This window comes from Halobellus sp. GM3 (genome assembly GCF_052545375.1).
The window spans coordinates 189,765-204,851 of record NZ_JBQWLT010000004.1; the positions used below are offsets into that span (position 1 = coordinate 189,765).

19 protein-coding genes are annotated in these 15,087 nt (G+C 70.5%); 16 read left to right on the forward strand and 3 right to left on the reverse strand.

The window, feature by feature from the left end:
• The first annotated feature begins 263 nt into the window (after positions 1-263).
• Positions 264-767, forward strand: a complete 504-nt coding sequence (locus ACT3HL_RS08340) for a hypothetical protein (protein WP_445086364.1) — start codon at positions 264-266, stop codon at positions 765-767.
• A gap of 30 nt (positions 768-797) precedes the next feature.
• Here ACT3HL_RS08340 and ACT3HL_RS08345 read toward each other — a convergent pair whose 3' ends face one another.
• Positions 798-1,982 carry a M24 family metallopeptidase gene (locus ACT3HL_RS08345; protein WP_445086365.1) on the reverse strand — a complete coding sequence of 395 codons (1,185 nt, stop codon included), beginning with the start codon at positions 1,980-1,982 and terminating at the stop codon, positions 798-800.
• Positions 1,983-2,167: 185 nt separating this feature from the next.
• On the opposite strand from ACT3HL_RS08345, the gene srp19 reads away from it, so the two are divergent.
• The 3 genes from srp19 (at position 2,168) to ACT3HL_RS08360 (ending at position 3,794) form a co-directional block, all read left to right on the forward strand.
• Positions 2,168-2,449, forward strand: a complete 282-nt coding sequence (gene srp19, locus ACT3HL_RS08350) for a signal recognition particle subunit SRP19 (protein WP_445086366.1) — start codon at positions 2,168-2,170, stop codon at positions 2,447-2,449.
• A gap of 2 nt (positions 2,450-2,451) precedes the next feature.
• Positions 2,452-2,679: an H/ACA ribonucleoprotein complex subunit GAR1 gene (locus tag ACT3HL_RS08355; protein ID WP_445086367.1), complete on the forward strand. Its 228-nt coding sequence runs from the start codon at positions 2,452-2,454 to the stop codon at positions 2,677-2,679.
• 146 nt (positions 2,680-2,825) lie between these two features.
• Positions 2,826-3,794 carry a presenilin family intramembrane aspartyl protease PSH gene (locus ACT3HL_RS08360; protein WP_445086368.1) on the forward strand — a complete coding sequence of 323 codons (969 nt, stop codon included), beginning with the start codon at positions 2,826-2,828 and terminating at the stop codon, positions 3,792-3,794.
• 6 nt (positions 3,795-3,800) lie between these two features.
• On the opposite strand, the gene ACT3HL_RS08365 is transcribed toward ACT3HL_RS08360, so the two are convergent.
• Positions 3,801-4,391: a PUA domain-containing protein gene (locus tag ACT3HL_RS08365; RefSeq protein WP_445086369.1), complete on the reverse strand. Its 591-nt coding sequence runs from the start codon at positions 4,389-4,391 to the stop codon at positions 3,801-3,803.
• 114 nt (positions 4,392-4,505) lie between these two features.
• On the opposite strand from ACT3HL_RS08365, the gene ACT3HL_RS08370 reads away from it, so the two are divergent.
• Positions 4,506-4,682: a hypothetical protein gene (locus tag ACT3HL_RS08370; RefSeq protein WP_445086370.1), complete on the forward strand. Its 177-nt coding sequence runs from the start codon at positions 4,506-4,508 to the stop codon at positions 4,680-4,682.
• An 84-nt stretch (positions 4,683-4,766) separates the two neighbouring features.
• Here ACT3HL_RS08370 and ACT3HL_RS08375 read toward each other — a convergent pair whose 3' ends face one another.
• Complete coding sequence (locus tag ACT3HL_RS08375; protein ID WP_445086371.1) at positions 4,767-5,264, reverse strand: NYN domain-containing protein; 498 nt, start codon at positions 5,262-5,264, stop codon at positions 4,767-4,769.
• Positions 5,265-5,638: 374 nt separating this feature from the next.
• On the opposite strand from ACT3HL_RS08375, the gene dapA reads away from it, so the two are divergent.
• From dapA to psmA, 11 genes are all read left to right on the forward strand, one after another.
• Positions 5,639-6,553 carry a 4-hydroxy-tetrahydrodipicolinate synthase gene (gene dapA / locus ACT3HL_RS08380; RefSeq protein ID WP_445086372.1) on the forward strand — a complete coding sequence of 305 codons (915 nt, stop codon included), beginning with the start codon at positions 5,639-5,641 and terminating at the stop codon, positions 6,551-6,553.
• Positions 6,553-7,401, forward strand: coding sequence for a 4-hydroxy-tetrahydrodipicolinate reductase (gene dapB, locus ACT3HL_RS08385; protein ID WP_445086373.1), 849 nt, complete (start codon positions 6,553-6,555; stop codon positions 7,399-7,401). Before dapA ends, dapB begins: the two co-directional genes overlap by 1 nt.
• A complete protein-coding gene (locus ACT3HL_RS08390) occupies positions 7,398-8,243 on the forward strand; it encodes a 2,3,4,5-tetrahydropyridine-2,6-dicarboxylate N-succinyltransferase (RefSeq protein ID WP_445086374.1) in 846 nt (281 codons plus the stop codon). The genes dapB and ACT3HL_RS08390 overlap by 4 nt, the downstream gene beginning before the upstream one ends.
• Positions 8,240-9,508 (forward strand): diaminopimelate decarboxylase, encoded by a 1,269-nt coding sequence (gene lysA, locus ACT3HL_RS08395; protein ID WP_445086375.1) that lies wholly within the window; start codon positions 8,240-8,242, stop codon positions 9,506-9,508. Before ACT3HL_RS08390 ends, lysA begins: the two co-directional genes overlap by 4 nt.
• The gene (gene dapF, locus ACT3HL_RS08400; protein ID WP_445086376.1) at positions 9,505-10,407 is read left to right on the forward strand and encodes a diaminopimelate epimerase; all 903 of its coding nucleotides are present in this window, start codon (positions 9,505-9,507) and stop codon (positions 10,405-10,407) included. Before lysA ends, dapF begins: the two co-directional genes overlap by 4 nt.
• Positions 10,408-11,535, forward strand: coding sequence for a M20/M25/M40 family metallo-hydrolase (locus tag ACT3HL_RS08405; RefSeq protein ID WP_445086377.1), 1,128 nt, complete (start codon positions 10,408-10,410; stop codon positions 11,533-11,535).
• Between the two features lie 113 nt (positions 11,536-11,648).
• Complete coding sequence (locus ACT3HL_RS08410) at positions 11,649-12,203, forward strand: BGTF surface domain-containing protein (RefSeq protein WP_445086378.1); 555 nt, start codon at positions 11,649-11,651, stop codon at positions 12,201-12,203.
• Positions 12,204-12,274: 71 nt separating this feature from the next.
• On the forward strand, positions 12,275-13,015 hold the full coding sequence (locus ACT3HL_RS08415) for an RNase P subunit p30 family protein (RefSeq protein ID WP_445086379.1): 741 nt from the start codon (positions 12,275-12,277) through the stop codon (positions 13,013-13,015).
• Entirely contained in the window at positions 12,999-13,739 is a 741-nt protein-coding gene (locus ACT3HL_RS08420) for a methyltransferase domain-containing protein (protein WP_445086380.1), read from the forward strand. Before ACT3HL_RS08415 ends, ACT3HL_RS08420 begins: the two co-directional genes overlap by 17 nt.
• Positions 13,736-14,215 carry an Rpp14/Pop5 family protein gene (locus tag ACT3HL_RS08425; protein ID WP_445086381.1) on the forward strand — a complete coding sequence of 160 codons (480 nt, stop codon included), beginning with the start codon at positions 13,736-13,738 and terminating at the stop codon, positions 14,213-14,215. Before ACT3HL_RS08420 ends, ACT3HL_RS08425 begins: the two co-directional genes overlap by 4 nt.
• A 4-nt stretch (positions 14,216-14,219) precedes the next feature.
• Complete coding sequence (gene psmA, locus ACT3HL_RS08430) at positions 14,220-15,032, forward strand: archaeal proteasome endopeptidase complex subunit alpha (protein ID WP_445086382.1); 813 nt, start codon at positions 14,220-14,222, stop codon at positions 15,030-15,032.
• Positions 15,033-15,087: the final 55 nt, after the last annotated feature.

Here is a 15,087-nt window from a genome sequence, read left to right on the forward strand (position 1 = left end):
AAGGGGTTCGGTGGCCCCCGCTGCGGGGAGTCGCCGCGAACGGCCACCCTGTTATCGAATATGATACTGTGAGAGGTACGTTTAACCGAGTTCTCGTGAACCACCCTAAGAAGGGGGAGAGTATTTGCAGCAACGTGAGAGCGACCGGTCGATCAACGGCGAGAGCGGTATCGTCTCCGTACTGAACGGTAATCGGTTCCTACCCGGGCCGCCACCTGCGTATCCGGCATAGAACAATACGTGAAAGACGCTACGATCCACCGATGAAGTTCCCCACGGTCACCGGGAGGGACACGGCCGGCCGTCAGCTGACGCTCCCCGCTGACCTCGACGGCGAGCAGACGCTTCTGGTTCTCAGCTTTCATCAGCGACAACGCTCGCTCGTCACCTCCTGGCGGCAGTTCGCCTCCGAGCTGTGTGACCGGTTCGAGCACTTCGCGTACTACGAACTCGTCGCCGTCGGGAGCCGACACGGGATGCTTCCGCCGTCGACCGTCGGCGGGATGTCCCCGACGAACGCCCGCCAGCACGTCCACGAGAACACGATCGTGCTCTCGGTCGACAAGCAGGCGTTCCGCCGCCGACTCGGGGTCCTCGGCGAGGAGACGATCTACGCGTTCCTGCTCGAAGACGGGCGGGTCGTCCGGCAGGCCGCGGGCGTCCTCACGCCGTCGACCGGCCAGGCGCTCGAAGCGCTCCTCGAGGCGTACCGCGACGCGAAGGGGCGCTCGAACGGGTCGACGAGCGCCGGCGAGTCCTCGAGTTGATCGGTTCTCACCGACCGGTTCGTCCGACAGTCACACTGTCAGTTCGATCGGGTAGTCGGTCAGATCCTCACAGCCGTCGTCGGTGACGACGATGAGGTCCTCGAGTCGGATGCCGCCGACCGCCGGGTCGTAGACGCCGGGTTCGACCGTGACGACGTGTCCCGGGCGCAGCTCGCCGCCGTCGGGCGAGAGTCGGGGCAGTTCGTGGACGTCGAGGCCGACGCCGTGGCCGGTCGAGTGGATGAACCCCGTTTCGGCCTTCGGGTCCGCGCGGAGCGTCGGCACCCCGGCGCCCTCGTAGATGTCGCAGACGACGTCGTGGACGTCCGCGCCGGTCACGCCCGGTTCGATGGCGTCGATCGCGGCGTCGAGGGCCTCGCGGGTCAGATCGAACCACTCGCGGACGGTCTCGCTCGGCTCGCCCTTCACGAACGTCCGCGTCATATCGGCGTGGTACTTCGTCTCCTTCGAGCGCGGGAAGATGTCGACGATGACGGTCTCGCCGGCCCTGATCGGGCCGCTCCCGCGGTCGTGCGGGTCGGCCGCGTCGGCCCCGCAGGCGACGATCGTCTCGTCGAGGGCGCAGCCCTGACGGAGCAGCGTCACCTCGATCTCCTCTCTGAGGCGCTCGCTCGTCAGCGTCTCGCCGCGGTAGCGCAGGCGTCTCTCGCCTCCCCCGCCGACGACGTCCGCCTCCCGGAGGAGCGTCTCGGCGGCCTCCATCGCCGTTTCGTTGGCCGCTTGGGCCGCGCGGACGTGATCGATCTCCTCGGCGGTCTTCCGCGACCGGATCTCGGTGACGACGTTCTCGCGCTCGGGGGCGACCACGATGTCCCGGTCTCGGAGCGCGTCCGCCGGGCCGAGCGGGAAGCGCTCCGGCGTCGCGACGCGGTCGACGTCGAGGTCGCCGAGCCACGCGGCGACCACGCGCGCGTGCCCCTCGCTCGCCCCGTGTTCGGCGAGCCGGTCGCGGTAGTCGTAGTCGGCGAGGCGGGCCACCTCGTCGGCGCGGCTCTCCTTCTTCGCGCGCCCGTACTCCAGCGTCGAGACGAGGACCGCGGTCGTCTCGGGCGTGTGGACGGTCGCGAACGGGTCGGGCGCGTCGAAGCCCGAGAGGTACCGCTGCGTCGAGTCCGTGCCGTCGGCGTCGACGAGATAGCCGTCGTACCCCTCGGTTTCGAGGTACTCGTCGAGTCGAGAGAGGTCGGGATTCATACGCGGTGGTGGGTGGCCCGCGGATAAAGTCCCACGGGTCCCGCGGCGGGCAGACCGCGCGGGCGTGAGCCGGCCGGGCAGTCGGGCCCCGTCGCGCGCGCCGTCCCCGAAGGACCGGCGGGTCCGGCGCGCCGCCCCCGACCCGGACCACAACCGTATTACGGGCGGGTCGCGGTCGTTCGACTATGGCTGTCGAGAACGTCATCTGGCCGCGCTATCTCGATGCGACCGTCGCCCGCGGCGACGGTCGACGGGTCCCCGGAGACGACGCCGTCGAGGACCCGACGGTCGACGAGATCGCACAGGCCGTCCAGCAGATCGGCTACGACGCGGTCATCGAGCGCGACGTGACGCACCCCCGCGAGTGGGAGGCCCGCGGGCGCGTCCTCGTGAAGGGCGCGGACGATTCGACGAAGAACGACCTCGTCCAGGCGGTCGCCGCCTACGTCGGCATCCTCCGGGGCTGACGATGCAGCGCCTCGGAACCGTCTCTCGGACGGCGCAGAACCTCCTCGTCGTCCGCTGTGACGACGCCGACCACCCCGGGATCGGCGCGGAGGCCGTCGACGAGTCGCTCTCGACGGTCGGCCGCGTCGTCGACGTGTTCGGTCCCGTCTCCCGCCCCTACGTGGCCGTCACGCCCGCCGACGGCGTTCGGACCACGTCGCTCGTTGGACAACGGCTCTACGCTCGCTGACCAGCTCTACGCTCGCTGGATCGGCCCTACGCCCGTTGGTCGAGGATCTGCCGACGCGAAGCGCGCCGCTGGCACCCACACGACTGCCCTGTTCTCGACGATCCGAAACACAACCCCCATAGTGGGCCGCACGCAACCCACGCGGTATGCGAAGACGCGTCGCCGCCGGCGTCGGGTTCGCCGCCCTGCTGTTCCTCTTGGTGCAACTCGGCGCGCTCGCGCTCGTACCGACGTTCTACGAGCAGGGCTATCAGACCGTCGAGGACCCCACGGACCCGACGAACAGTCTCGTGTACATCGGCGCGATCCTCGTCGCGACGGCGCTGATGCTCGCGGCGTTCAAATTCGATCTCGACTGGGTGGTCCGCGCGTTCGTCGTCGTCGCGACGGCGTCGCTCGCGTGGTACGTCTTCTCGGTGTTACTCCCGCCGCTGCCGGCGATCGGCGCGTCGATCGCGCTCGCGGCGCTCCTCGTCGTCCACCCCGAGTGGTACGTCATCGACACCGCGGGGGTGCTGATGGGCGCGGGCGCCGCGGCGCTCTTCGGGATCAGCTTCGGACTGCTCCCCGCGGTCCTGCTTCTGACCGTGCTGGCCGTCTACGACGCCATCAGCGTCTACGGGACCGAACACATGCTCGATCTCGCCGCCGGCGTGATGGACCTGAAGCTCCCGGTCGTCCTCGTCGTCCCGACGACGCTCTCGTACTCGCTCCGGGACGCGACCGCCGAGGCGCTGGACCGGTCGGACGAGTCGTCGTCGGACGCACCTGCGGGAGGCGACGAAGACGACGACGGCGACGAAGACGACGTCCGCGACGCGTTCTTCATCGGCCTCGGCGACGCCGTGATCCCCACGGTGCTGGTCGCGAGCGCGGCCTTCTTCCTCCCGCCGGCCGCCGCGCCGTCGCTCGGCGTCTCCTGGCTGCCGGCGTTGAACCTCCCGGCGCTGACGGCGATGGTCGGGACGTTCGCCGGCCTGTTCGCGCTCCTATGGATGGTCCTGAAGGGGCGCGCCCACGCCGGTCTCCCGCTCTTGAACGGCGGGGCGATCGGCGGCTACCTCGTCGGCGCCCTCGCCAGCGGGATTCCGGTGCTCACGGCCGTCGGCCTCTGATCCCGGCTACGCGTCGCAGTCGCCGCCGGCCGGTCCCGCCCCGTCGCGGACGTGGACGGCCATCCCGGTCTCGAAGTCCGCCATCGCCTCGGCCGATAGCTCGGCGCGCCCGACCGCGAGAAGCGTGTCGTCGCCGCGGACGACGGCGACCTCGTCGCCCGGCCTGATCGCGGGGTCGGCCTCGCGGACGAACTTCGCGAACGCGTTCTTGCCGTCCCGGACGAACGGCTCGCTCTCCTCGCCGACGACGACGCGGTACGCGGGCGCCTCGAGCGCTCCGATGAGTCGACGACCGCCGGCGACGCCCAGCGTGAAGCGGCCGTCGGTCCCGTACGACACCAACCGACCCTCGGCGGCGACGATCTGCCGCGGCCGACCGCCGGTCGAGCGGTGGATCGTCAGCGCCTCCGAACCGGCGTCATCGCCTCCGCTGTCGCCGCTGTCGCCGTCATCGCTGCCGCCGTCTCCGGGTTCTCCGCTCCGCGCCGCGTCGCCGCCTCCGCTCGGAAACAGCGCCTCGCCGGCGCCCGCACCGAACTGGTAGTCGGCGACGGTCCGTAGCTCCGCGAGGGTCTCCTCGCGCTCCGCGTCACTCATACGCTCCCGTACCGGGCCGGGCGTCAAGACACCCGCGGTTCGACGCCTGCGAGCCGTTCCCACGGCCGAGCGACTCGACAATTCATATATACTAGCGGCGACTCGGAAGCGAGTATGCCAGTCAACGCGCGGTTGGTCGCCCTCGGGGCGGTACTCCTGCTCGCGAGCAGCGGCCTGCTCTTCGAGGCGGGCGTCAGCGACCCGCTCGCCGTCACCGTCGCCGCGACTGCCGTCTGCGGGGCCGGCCTCGCTCTCGTCCGTTCGAGCGGGGCCGACGGTCGGGCGGCCTGATCGGTCTCTCTCCTCTCGGACCTCCGCAGTCGTCCGTCACCCGGGTCTACGGTCGACGGGCGCAGACGGTGGCGTTCGCTCGCACTACAGCAGGAACGTGTCCTCCCGCTCGGAGAGGTCGAGGAAGGCGTCGGCGGCCTCGACCAGCTCCTCGGCGGTCGACTCCTCGAAGGCCATTACTTCGACGCGGACCCCCTCGTGGCGGAGGTGCGAGCACAACCGCGAGAAGTCGCCGTCGCCCGTACACAGCACGACCGTGTCGACGTGGTTCGCGAGCGTGACGGCGTCGAGGCTCATCCCCACGTCCCAGTCGGCCTTCTTCGACCCGTCGCCGAACGTCTTGATCTCCTTGATCTTCGGCTCGAAGCCGATGTCGACGAGCGCGTCGAAGAAGCTCTCCTCCTCCGGCGAGTCCGCGCGGACGACGTAGGCGATCGCCCGCGTGAGCGCGCGCCCCGCGACGGCCTTTTCGAGGAGCGACGAGTAGTCGATGTTCCGCGAGTAGACGCTCTGGGCGGTGTGATAGAGGTTCTGCGCGTCGGCGAGGACCGCGACGCGCTGACTCGGGTGGATCTCGGTCATACTGTCTCTGGGGACGGCATCCTACATGAATGTCCGGTCCTGTCGGCCGGCGTTCGCCGCGGGGCGCACAGCGCCTCCGTTCGGCGACCGGGAACCAACGACGAAACGTATATTATTCAGGAGCGCCCATCACTCCGTGTGATCCGCGCCACGCCGACGTTGACGGTCGCTCCTCGTCGGACAGCGACGCGTGGCCCTCTTTTCGGCGGTAAAAAACGCGCGCCCTGACGCTCGAGGCGGGAGTGGCGTCCCCGTCTCTGGCGACCCCCCGACCGGACGCGCACCGACGTTCAGACCGACCACTGAGGTTCGACCGACGACGATCGATCGAACCGACACACCCTACACGGTAGAGAACCCTACACCCCACAACGATGACACAGATCGACTTCACCGGCGTGTTCCCCGCGATGACCACGCCGTTCGACCAGAATGGCGACATCGACCACGAAACGCTCGCAGCCGACGCCCGGCGGCTCGAAGCCGCCGGGGTCGCGGGGCTCGTCCCCGCCGGCTCGACCGGCGAGAGCGCGACGCTGACCCACGACGAACACATCGAGGTCGTCGAGACGGTCGTCGAGGCCGTCGACGACGTCCCCGTGATCGCCGGCTCCGGCTCGAACTCGACGCACGAGGCGCTCGAACTCTCGCAGCGCTCCGCTGACGCCGGCGCCGACGCCCTGCTTCTCATCTCGCCGTACTACAACAAGCCCGAGCAGGCGGGCCTCCGCGAGCACTTCCTCGCGATCGCCGACGCGGTCGACCTCCCGCAGATCGTCTACAACGTGCCGAGCCGGACGGGCCAGAACGTCGAACCCGAGACGGTCGCGGCGCTCGCGAGCCACGAGAACATCCGGGCGTATAAGGCTGCCAGCGGCGACGTCGCACAGATATCCGAGGTCATCGAGCGGACACGTGACGAGGACCTCGCGGTGCTCTCGGGCGACGACGCGCTCACGCTGCCGATCTGTGCGCTCGGCGGCCGCGGCGTCATCTCCGTCGCGGGCAACGTCGAGCCCGAACGGACCGTCGACCTCGTCGACGCCGCGCTGGAAGGTGATCTAGACCGCGCCCGCGACGTGCACTACGAGCTCTCGCCGCTGTTCCGACAGCTGTTCGTCGAGACCAACCCCATCCCGGTGAAGGCCGCAATGGAGATCCGCGGGCACAACTCCGGCGCGCTCCGCTCGCCGCTGACCGAGATCGAACCCGAAAACCGCGCGGCGCTCGAGCGCGTCCTCACGGCGCTCGAGGAGGGGCAGGAAGCGGAAGCGACGGAGGCGCTCTGATGGGCGGGCTCTCGATCGCTGTCACCGGCGCGAGCGGCCGGATGGGCGGGGAGCTCCTCGCCGCCGCGGCCCCCCGCGACGACGTCGAGTTCGTGCTCGCGGCGAGCCGGAACCCCGCGGCCGTGCCGGGGGGCGACGCTCCCGGGGCTCCGGACGCGGTCGTCGACGACGACGGCCTCGGCGCGGCGCTGTCGGAACGCGACATCGACGTCCTCGTCGACTTCACCGTCCCCGACGCGAGCGTCGAGTACCTGCGAACCGCCGCCGAGCACGGCGTCGCGGTCGTCGTCGGCACGACTGGCTACAGCGAGGCGCAGACGGACGCGCTGGCGGCCGTCGCCGAGCGCGTCCCGCTCCTGCGCGCGTCGAATTTCTCCCGCGGCGTCGCGGCGCTTCGCCGCGCGGTCCGGGAGGCGGTCACCGCGCTGCCCGGCTACGACGTCGAACTGACCGAGACGCACCACAACGGCAAGCGGGACGCGCCCTCCGGGACGGCGCTCACAATCCTCGACGATATCGACGACGCGCGCGGAGCGGGCGGTGGCGACGCCGCGGGCGACGGCGCCGAACGCGTCCACGGCCGCGTCGGCGAACAACCGCGCGAGGACGGCGAAATCGGCGTCCACGCCCGCCGGGCGGGCGACGTCACCGGCGAGCACGAGGTGCTCTTGGCCGGCAACGACGAGGTGCTCGAACTGACGCACCGCGCCGGATCGCGGGGGATCTTCGCCGCCGGCGCGCTCGACGCGGCGACTTGGCTCGCGGGACGGCCCCCGGGACGATACGATTTCGACGCAGTCTTAGACGGCGACGGTGACAGCGCGGACAGCGGAGCGAACCAACGATGACACTCGAATCCGACATCGACGATCTGTGGCAGCGCTATCAGGACGACGAGGTCTCCGCGGCGACGGCGGGATCTGGCGCGCGATCGACGCTCAACGCCTTCCTCGACGCGCTCGAAGCGGGCGAGGTCCGCGCGGCCGAGCAGGTCGGCGGGAGCGGCCCGGACGGCTGGGTCGTCAACGAGTGGGTCAAGCGCGGCATCCTGCTGAACTTCAGCCTGCGCGAGACGGAGGCGCGCGACTACGGCGACGTCACCTACTACGACGTGCTGCCGCTGCGCTCGACGACCGACCTCGGCCGCCGCGGCACGCGGAACACGCCGGACGGGACCGCCATCCGGCGCGGCGCATACCTCGGCTCCGACTGCATCATGATGTCGCCGTCATTCGTCAACATCGGCGCACGCGTCGGCGACGGGACGCTCGTCGACTCCTGCGACACCGTCGGCTCCTGCGCCCAGCTCGGCGAGGGCGTCAAGCTCGGCGCGAACACGCTCATCGGCGGCGTGCTCGAACCCGTCGAGGACGCCCCCGTGATCGTCGAGGACGGCGTCTCCCTCGGCGCGGGCTGCCGCGTCACCTCCGGCTTCCACGTCGGCGAGAACACGGTCGTCGGCGAGAACACGCTGCTCAGCCCCCGGATCCCGGTGTACGACCTCGTCGAGGAGGAGGTGCTCTACGGCCACCTGCCGTCGGACCGCCGCGCGTTCACCCGCTACGTCGAGTCCTCGCTGGGTGACCACGACCTCTTCGAGTCCGGCGCGTTCAAGCCCGCGGTCGTCGCCCTCGACATCGAGGACGACACGCTGGATAAGACCCGACGCGAGGAGGCGCTGCGGGAATGAGCGCGGTCGACGGCGGAAGCGGGGACGACGGCGACGGCGGGCCGGCGGTCCGCCGCCTCGACGAGTGGGACGGCGCGGAACTCGTCGCGCTCGCCGAGGAGTACGGAACCCCGCTCTACGTCGTCGATCTCGACCGGGTGGAGGAGAACTGCGGGCGGCTCCGTTCGGCGTTCCCGGACGCAGACGTCCGCTACGCCGCGAAGGCGCACACCGGGCGGCCCGTCCTCAGAACTGTCCGCGAGGCCGGCCTCGACGCTGAGTGCGCCTCCGCGGGCGAGGTCGAACGCGCCTTCGGGGCCGGCTTCCCCGGCGATCGAATCCAGTACACGGCGGTCAATCCGCCGGGCGAGGACCTCGATCTCGTCGTCGATCGCTGGCGCGAACACCCCGGGCTGACCGTCACGGTCGGCGCAGAAGCCACGGTCGAGAGACTCCGCGAGCGCGGTTTCGACGGCCGGCTCTGCGTCCGCGCGAACCCCGGCGTCGGCGCGGGCCACCACGAGAAGGTCTCCACGGGGGCGAACGCGAAGTTCGGGATCCCGATCGAACGCGTCCCCGACCTCGCGGAGTCGTGGGCCGCCGAATTCGACCTCGTCGGCGTCCACGCCCACGCCGGCAGCGGCATCTCCGGCGAGGACCTCTCGGCGCACCGCGAACTGGTTCGTCGGATGGGCGAGCTCGCACGCGACGTCGATTCCCGCGTCGGCGCGTTGGAGTTCGTCGACGTCGGCGGCGGCTTCGGCGTTCCGTATCGCTCGGACGAACCGCCGTTGGACCTCGAGGCCGTCGCGGACGCCACGCGAGAGGCGCTCGGTAGCGTCGACGCGACACTCGCCGTCGAACCCGGGCGGTACGTCGTCGCCGACGCCGGCGTCTTGCTCACGCGGGTCAACACCGTGAAGGAGGCGCGCGACGCGACCGTCGTCGGCGTCGACGCCGGGATGACGACGCTCGCCCGCCCGGCGATGTACGACGCGTACCACGACGTTCGGAGCCTCACGGCCCCCGACGACGCCGAGACGATCGAAGCGACCGTAGCGGGACCTATATGTGAGTCCGCGGACGTACTATGCGAACACAGACCGATCCCGCGGCCCGAACGGGGGGACATCCTCGCCGTCGGGAACGCGGGCGCGTACGGCTACGAGATGTCGAGCACCTACAACTCCCGGCCGCGGCCCGCGGAGGTCGCCCGATCCGGCACGACGATCCGTCTCGCACGGCGGCGAGAGACCCTGACTGACCTGACCGCACTGGAACAATGAGCGTACAGCACGACCGCGTGGCAGTAGAAAAGTACCACGGCACCGGCAACGACTTCATCGTCGTCGATGCCGACGAATCGATCCCCGACCGACCGGCGTTCGCGACGGCCCACTGCGACCGCGAGAGCGGCGTGACCGACGAGCGGTCCCCGCGGACGGGCGCCGACGGCGTCCTCTTTCTGGCGCTCGAAGCGCGCTACTCGCCGCCCCGCGTGGTGATGACGCTCGTCCAACCGGACGGCTCCGTCGCCGCGATGTGCGGGAACGGCGCGCGCGTCGCCGCCGCGTGGGCGGCCGAGCGCACCGGCGCCGACGAACTGATGATCGACACGCCCGCGGGGACGCGTCGCGCCGTCGTCGACGGCGGCGACGTCACCATCGAGATGGGCGTCCCCTCCTTCCGGCCGCGGGACGTCCCGCTCGCCCGAGATACCGACCTCGTCGAGGAGGACGTCGAGGGGCTCACCGTGACCGCGGTGAACACGGGCGTCCCCCACGCCGTCGCGCTCGTCGACGACGTCGACGACGTGGACCTCGAAGCCGTCGCGCCCGCGGTGCGATACGCGGACGTCTTCCCCGAGGGCGCGAACGTCACGGTCGCCTCGCGTGCAGATTCGGACGCCGACGCGGCCGGGGGAGACGACGCCGCACCCCATTTCCGCCAACGGACCTACGAGCGCGGCGTCGAGGGCGAGACGCGCTCCTGCGGGACGGGCGCGGTCGCCGTCGCGGCGGTCGCAAAGCGCCTCGGCCTCGTCACGGGCGACGAGACGGTGACTGTCAGCCCGCCGGGCGGCGACCTCCGGATCACGGTCCCCGACGGCGCCCCCGCGACGCTCGCCGGACCCGCCGAACGGGAGTTCGCCGGCGAACTCGACATCGTCGTCCGGTCCGCGTAGATGACCGATTTCGATCCCGTCACCTTCCTCGAAGACGCCGTCTCGATCGCCTCGAACGAGGACGTCGCAGAGATGCGCGAGTTCCTGGTCGAGACGATCCAGTCTCGCGGCATCGACGTCCGCGTCGACGACGCGGGCAACACCGTCGCGTCGCGGGGGACCGACTCGGACCCGGAGACGCATCTCGTCTTCAACACGCACATCGACACGGTGTCGCCGCACGTCCCCCTCGACCGCGAGGAGCGGGACGGCGAGACGACTCGCGTCCACGGCCGCGGCTCCTGCGACGCGAAGGGACCGCTCGCGGCCATCCTCGCGGCGTTCTTCGCCGTCGAACCGAGAGCGGACGCCCGCGCGACGCTCGCGGTGACGCCCGACGAGGAGGCGCTATCGACCGGCGCGGCCGCGCTCGACGTGGACGGGGACCTGTACGTCGTCGGCGAGCCGACCGGGCTGGACGTCTGCCCCGCCGCGAAGGGGCGCTTTCAGGGCACGCTCACGCTCACCGGCACCGCCGCGCACGCCGCCGAGCCCGAGACGGGCGTGAACGCCGTCGCCGGCCTCGAAGGCGCGCTCGCGGCGATCCGGACCTTCGACGAGGGGCGGGAGGCGCACCCGCAACTCGGCCCGGCCTCGCTGACGCCGACGACCGTGGCCGGCGGCGACGCGACCAATCAGGTGCCCGCCCGCTGCGAACTCGTCGTCGACCGCCGGAGCGTCCCGCCGGAGACGGCCGAGGGGTTCCGCTCGGAGCTCGAGTCGGCCGTCAGAGACAGCGTCTCGCGGGCGCCCTCGCCGGTCGACGCCGGCGACGTCGGCGTCGACTTCGCGCTGACGGACCGGCAGACGCCCTTCCTCGAGGCGTTCGCCACCGACGAGGACCACGCGCTCGTACGGACGCTCGCGGCCGCCGCCGAGCGCGCCGGCGGGTCCGGCGCCGTGCGCCCGTTCACGGCCGCGACCGAGGCGTCGTACTTCTCGCCCGCCCCGGTCGCCGTCTTCGGGCCGGGCGTCCTCGCCGACAACGAGGGGGCCGTCGCCCACGCCGAGCGCGAGTACGTCGACGTCGAGGACGTCCATCGCGCGGCCGCCGCACTCACCGACGCGACGCGGCAGCTCGTCGGCTGATCGACTGAGCGCCCGGTCTAGCGCGGGGGAGCAGGCCTCGCCGTCGGCGCTCAAGCGACGGTTTAAGCATTCCTCGACTACTTGGCCGCCACACCCGTCCCCTCCGAGTGGGTATGATCGATAGCCCTCCAACAGATCGTATCGCACGGTTCGCAACCGAGATCGCACACAGCGCACCGGCGGCTCGTTCGTTCGTCTCGCTCGCGCTCGTCGCCACGCTCGTTCTCTCGGCGGGCGCCGTCCCCGCGACCGCACAGACGGGCGACGAGCCGTTCCAACTCGAGACGGAATCGGTCTCCTCGACGGCGGAGGTGACGATCGCCGGAACGACGACGCTCGGTCCGGACACCGAACTGCAGATCCGCGTCCAGTCCGCGGGCGAGACCGACCCGCAGTTCCTCAAGACGCAAGCGGCGACCGTCGGTGAGGATGGGTCTTGGAACGCGACGTTCGACCTCTCCGCGGTCGAGACCCACGACTCGATCACAGTCGCTGTCGCGGCTGCGGACGGGAACCAGACTGCCGACTTCGACGTTTCGATCCGGAACGATCAGTCGACGCCGACGGAATCCGGTTCGGGTACGTCGACGCCCGGATTCGGCGTCACCGTCGCCGTTGCCGGCGTCCTCGGCAGTGCGGTCGTGCTTCGACGGCGTCGCGGCCGCTGACCGTCCCTTCGGTTCTCGCCCCACTTCGACCGATCGTAACGGCCATACGCCCCCGGACTGTTCTCTCGGCTATGTACGAGGCGGTTCACGCCCACCCGGACGGCCGAAGCACGGCCGCCCGGTTCGCGACGACGGCCGAGCGATACGGCTATGCGGGCGTGATCGTCCGCGTCGACGACGCCGATCCGGACTACGAGCGCCTGCGGGAGGCGTTCGCGCTCGATGTCGTCGACGGCGCCGAGATCGTGGCACCGGACCCCCAGCACGCCAGCGGCGCGGTCGGAAACGCGCGGACGAAACACACCGTCGTCGTCGTCGCCGGCGGAACGGACGCGTTGAACCGCTTCGCGGTCGAACAGGAGCGCGTCGACGTTCTCGCGCGCCCGTTCGAGGGCACGCGGGATGGCGGGGAGGGAGACGGCGACCGCCGCGTCGGCGGCGACGGCGACGTGAACCACGTGCTCGCGAAGGCCGCCCGCGACAACGGCGTCCGGATCGAGGTGAACCTCGGCCCCGTCCTCCGGAGCCGCGGCGGCAGCCGGGTTCGACACCTCGAAAAGCTCCGACGCCTGAAGCGGCTGCTCGAGCACTACGACGCGCCGTACGTCGTCAGCGCGAACGCCCGGTCGCACCTGCAACTCCGGTCCCACAGGGAACTCGTCGCCCTCGGGAGGGAGATCGGACTCGGCGCGGAGTGGACCCGCGAGGGGCTCGCCGCGTGGGACCGGCTCGTCAAGCGGAACCGCGAGCGACTGTCCGAGTCGTTCATTGCCCCGGGCATCGAACGTGGTCGGTATGAAGAAGACGATTGACGAACACGCCGAGCGGTTCTCCGCGATGGCGTCCTCCTACGACGACGAGCAGTCGTCCGCGGAGTACCTCGCGTGTGCGGATCTCGTCGTCGAACACGCCGATCCGGGCCCCGACGACGTCGTGCTGGATCTCGGGACCGGGACGGGCGCGATCGCCCTCGCGCTCGCCCCGCGAGCCGAGCGCGTCATCGGTCGAGACATCAGCGAGGGGATGCTCGAAGCGGCGCGCACGAAGGCCGAAGAGGCGGGGATCGAGAACGTCGAATTCGGCCGGGGGAGCTTCCGAGAGCCGAACTACGGCGGCCCCGTCGACGCTGAGTCGTCGGAGACACCTCGAGACGACGCTCGCGGTGCTCGCGTCGACGTGGTCACCTCCAACTTCGCGATGCATCACCTCTCCGACGCGGAAAAGCGCGAGGCGATCGCCACGATCGCGGATCTGAACCCGAGGCGGTTCGTCCTCGGCGACGTGATGTTCTTCGGCGCACCCGACCCCGAGGAGCCGTTCTACAGCCCCGAGGTGGACGACCCCGCGACGGTCGGCACGCTCGTCGACGCGCTGACCGACGAGGGGTTCGTCCTCACGGCGGTCGAGCGCGTCCACGATCAGGTGGGCGTCCTCGTCGCCGAGCGCTTCGGAGACGCGAGCGAGCGTGTGGTCGTCGCTGGCGACGCGGATTCCGAAGACGGGGACGCGGGCGCGTCGACGGAGTCCCAGTCGTGAAACACCTCCCGAAACACCTCCAGCCGCGGTGGCGGTATCTGGCGGTCGAGATCGAGACGTGGCCCGACGCCGACTTCGACCGCGGCGCGTTTCAGCGAGACCTCTGGTACGCCGCACAGAACCTCTACGGCGACGTCGGGAGCGCCGAGACCGATCTGACGGTGCTCTCGTTTGACCTCGCCGACGGCGACGGCGAGACGATCGTCCGGGCCTATCGCGGCACGGAGGACCGGGCCCGGGCGGCGCTCGCCACCGTTGACCGGGTCGGCGACCAGCCGGTGGGCCTGCGCGTCCGCGGAATCTCCGGGACGGTTCGTGCCTGTGAGGAAAGGTATTTGAACGGTCGGGCCGGAAATGTCGAACAGAGAGACGTCGTGTTCGAGAACGAATCCCGCCCCGCCGTCGTCCGCGAGACGCGCGTCGACGTCGAGGGAGCAGACGGGTTCGCGGGCGCGACGCGGCTCGATTTCGAGTGATACTATGCAGGGACAAGCCCAACAGCAGGCATACGACCGTGGAATCACGATCTTCTCACCAGACGGTCGTCTCTACCAGGTGGAGTACGCGCGCGAAGCAGTCAAGCGAGGGACCGCGAGCGTCGGGGTCCGGACGCCCGAGGGCGTCGTTCTCGCGGCTGACAAGCGCTCTCGCTCTCCGCTGATGGAGCCGACGAGCGTCGAAAAGATCCACAAGGCGGACGATCACGCCGGCATCGCCTCCGCCGGCCACGTCGCCGACGCGCGACAGCTTATCGACTTCGCTCGGCGACAGGCGCAGGTCAACCGCCTCCGCTACGGCGAGGCGATCGGGATCGAGACGCTGACGAAGAACGTCACCGACCACATCCAGCAGTACACGCAGGTCGGCGGCGCGCGCCCGTTCGGCGTCGCGCTGCTCATCGGCGGCGTCGAGAACGGGACGCCGCGCCTCTACGAGACGGATCCCTCGGGGACGCCCTACGAGTGGAAGGCCGTCTCGATCGGCGCGGACCGAGGCGACCTCCAAGAGTACCTCGAAGAGAACTACGACGACGACCTGTCGCTCGAGGAGGGAATCGGGCTGGCGCTCCGCGCGGTCGCCTCCTCGAACGACGACGAACTCGCGGCCGGCGGCGTCGACGTCGCGACGATCTCCACGGACACGGCCGCGTTCGTCGAACTCGAAAACGACGAGATCGCGACCTACATCGCCGACAACGACCTCGAACCGACCGAGGAGGAAGACGGCGAAGACGGCGAAGACGGCGAAGACGGCGAAGACGACGCCGAAGACGACGGCGAAAGCGAAGAGTAACGCGGGAGGGCTTCGCGCCGAACGCCTCCGGTCGGGCCCCGTTCTCTGGGTTTCG

Coding starts and splice junctions, on each gene's coding strand:
- ACT3HL_RS08340 (WP_445086364.1), top strand. CDS start 264: ATGAAGTTCCCCACGGTCACCGGGAGGGACACGGCCGGCCGTCAGCTG.
- ACT3HL_RS08345 (WP_445086365.1), bottom strand. CDS start 1,982: ATGAATCCCGACCTCTCTCGACTCGACGAGTACCTCGAAACCGAGGGG.
- srp19 (WP_445086366.1), top strand. CDS start 2,168: ATGGCTGTCGAGAACGTCATCTGGCCGCGCTATCTCGATGCGACCGTC.
- ACT3HL_RS08355 (WP_445086367.1), top strand. CDS start 2,452: ATGCAGCGCCTCGGAACCGTCTCTCGGACGGCGCAGAACCTCCTCGTC.
- ACT3HL_RS08360 (WP_445086368.1), top strand. CDS start 2,826: ATGCGAAGACGCGTCGCCGCCGGCGTCGGGTTCGCCGCCCTGCTGTTC.
- ACT3HL_RS08365 (WP_445086369.1), bottom strand. CDS start 4,391: ATGAGTGACGCGGAGCGCGAGGAGACCCTCGCGGAGCTACGGACCGTC.
- ACT3HL_RS08370 (WP_445086370.1), top strand. CDS start 4,506: ATGCCAGTCAACGCGCGGTTGGTCGCCCTCGGGGCGGTACTCCTGCTC.
- ACT3HL_RS08375 (WP_445086371.1), bottom strand. CDS start 5,264: ATGACCGAGATCCACCCGAGTCAGCGCGTCGCGGTCCTCGCCGACGCG.
- dapA (WP_445086372.1), top strand. CDS start 5,639: ATGACACAGATCGACTTCACCGGCGTGTTCCCCGCGATGACCACGCCG.
- dapB (WP_445086373.1), top strand. CDS start 6,553: ATGGGCGGGCTCTCGATCGCTGTCACCGGCGCGAGCGGCCGGATGGGC.
- ACT3HL_RS08390 (WP_445086374.1), top strand. CDS start 7,398: ATGACACTCGAATCCGACATCGACGATCTGTGGCAGCGCTATCAGGAC.
- lysA (WP_445086375.1), top strand. CDS start 8,240: ATGAGCGCGGTCGACGGCGGAAGCGGGGACGACGGCGACGGCGGGCCG.
- dapF (WP_445086376.1), top strand. CDS start 9,505: ATGAGCGTACAGCACGACCGCGTGGCAGTAGAAAAGTACCACGGCACC.
- ACT3HL_RS08405 (WP_445086377.1), top strand. CDS start 10,408: ATGACCGATTTCGATCCCGTCACCTTCCTCGAAGACGCCGTCTCGATC.
- ACT3HL_RS08410 (WP_445086378.1), top strand. CDS start 11,649: ATGATCGATAGCCCTCCAACAGATCGTATCGCACGGTTCGCAACCGAG.
- ACT3HL_RS08415 (WP_445086379.1), top strand. CDS start 12,275: ATGTACGAGGCGGTTCACGCCCACCCGGACGGCCGAAGCACGGCCGCC.
- ACT3HL_RS08420 (WP_445086380.1), top strand. CDS start 12,999: ATGAAGAAGACGATTGACGAACACGCCGAGCGGTTCTCCGCGATGGCG.
- psmA (WP_445086382.1), top strand. CDS start 14,220: ATGCAGGGACAAGCCCAACAGCAGGCATACGACCGTGGAATCACGATC.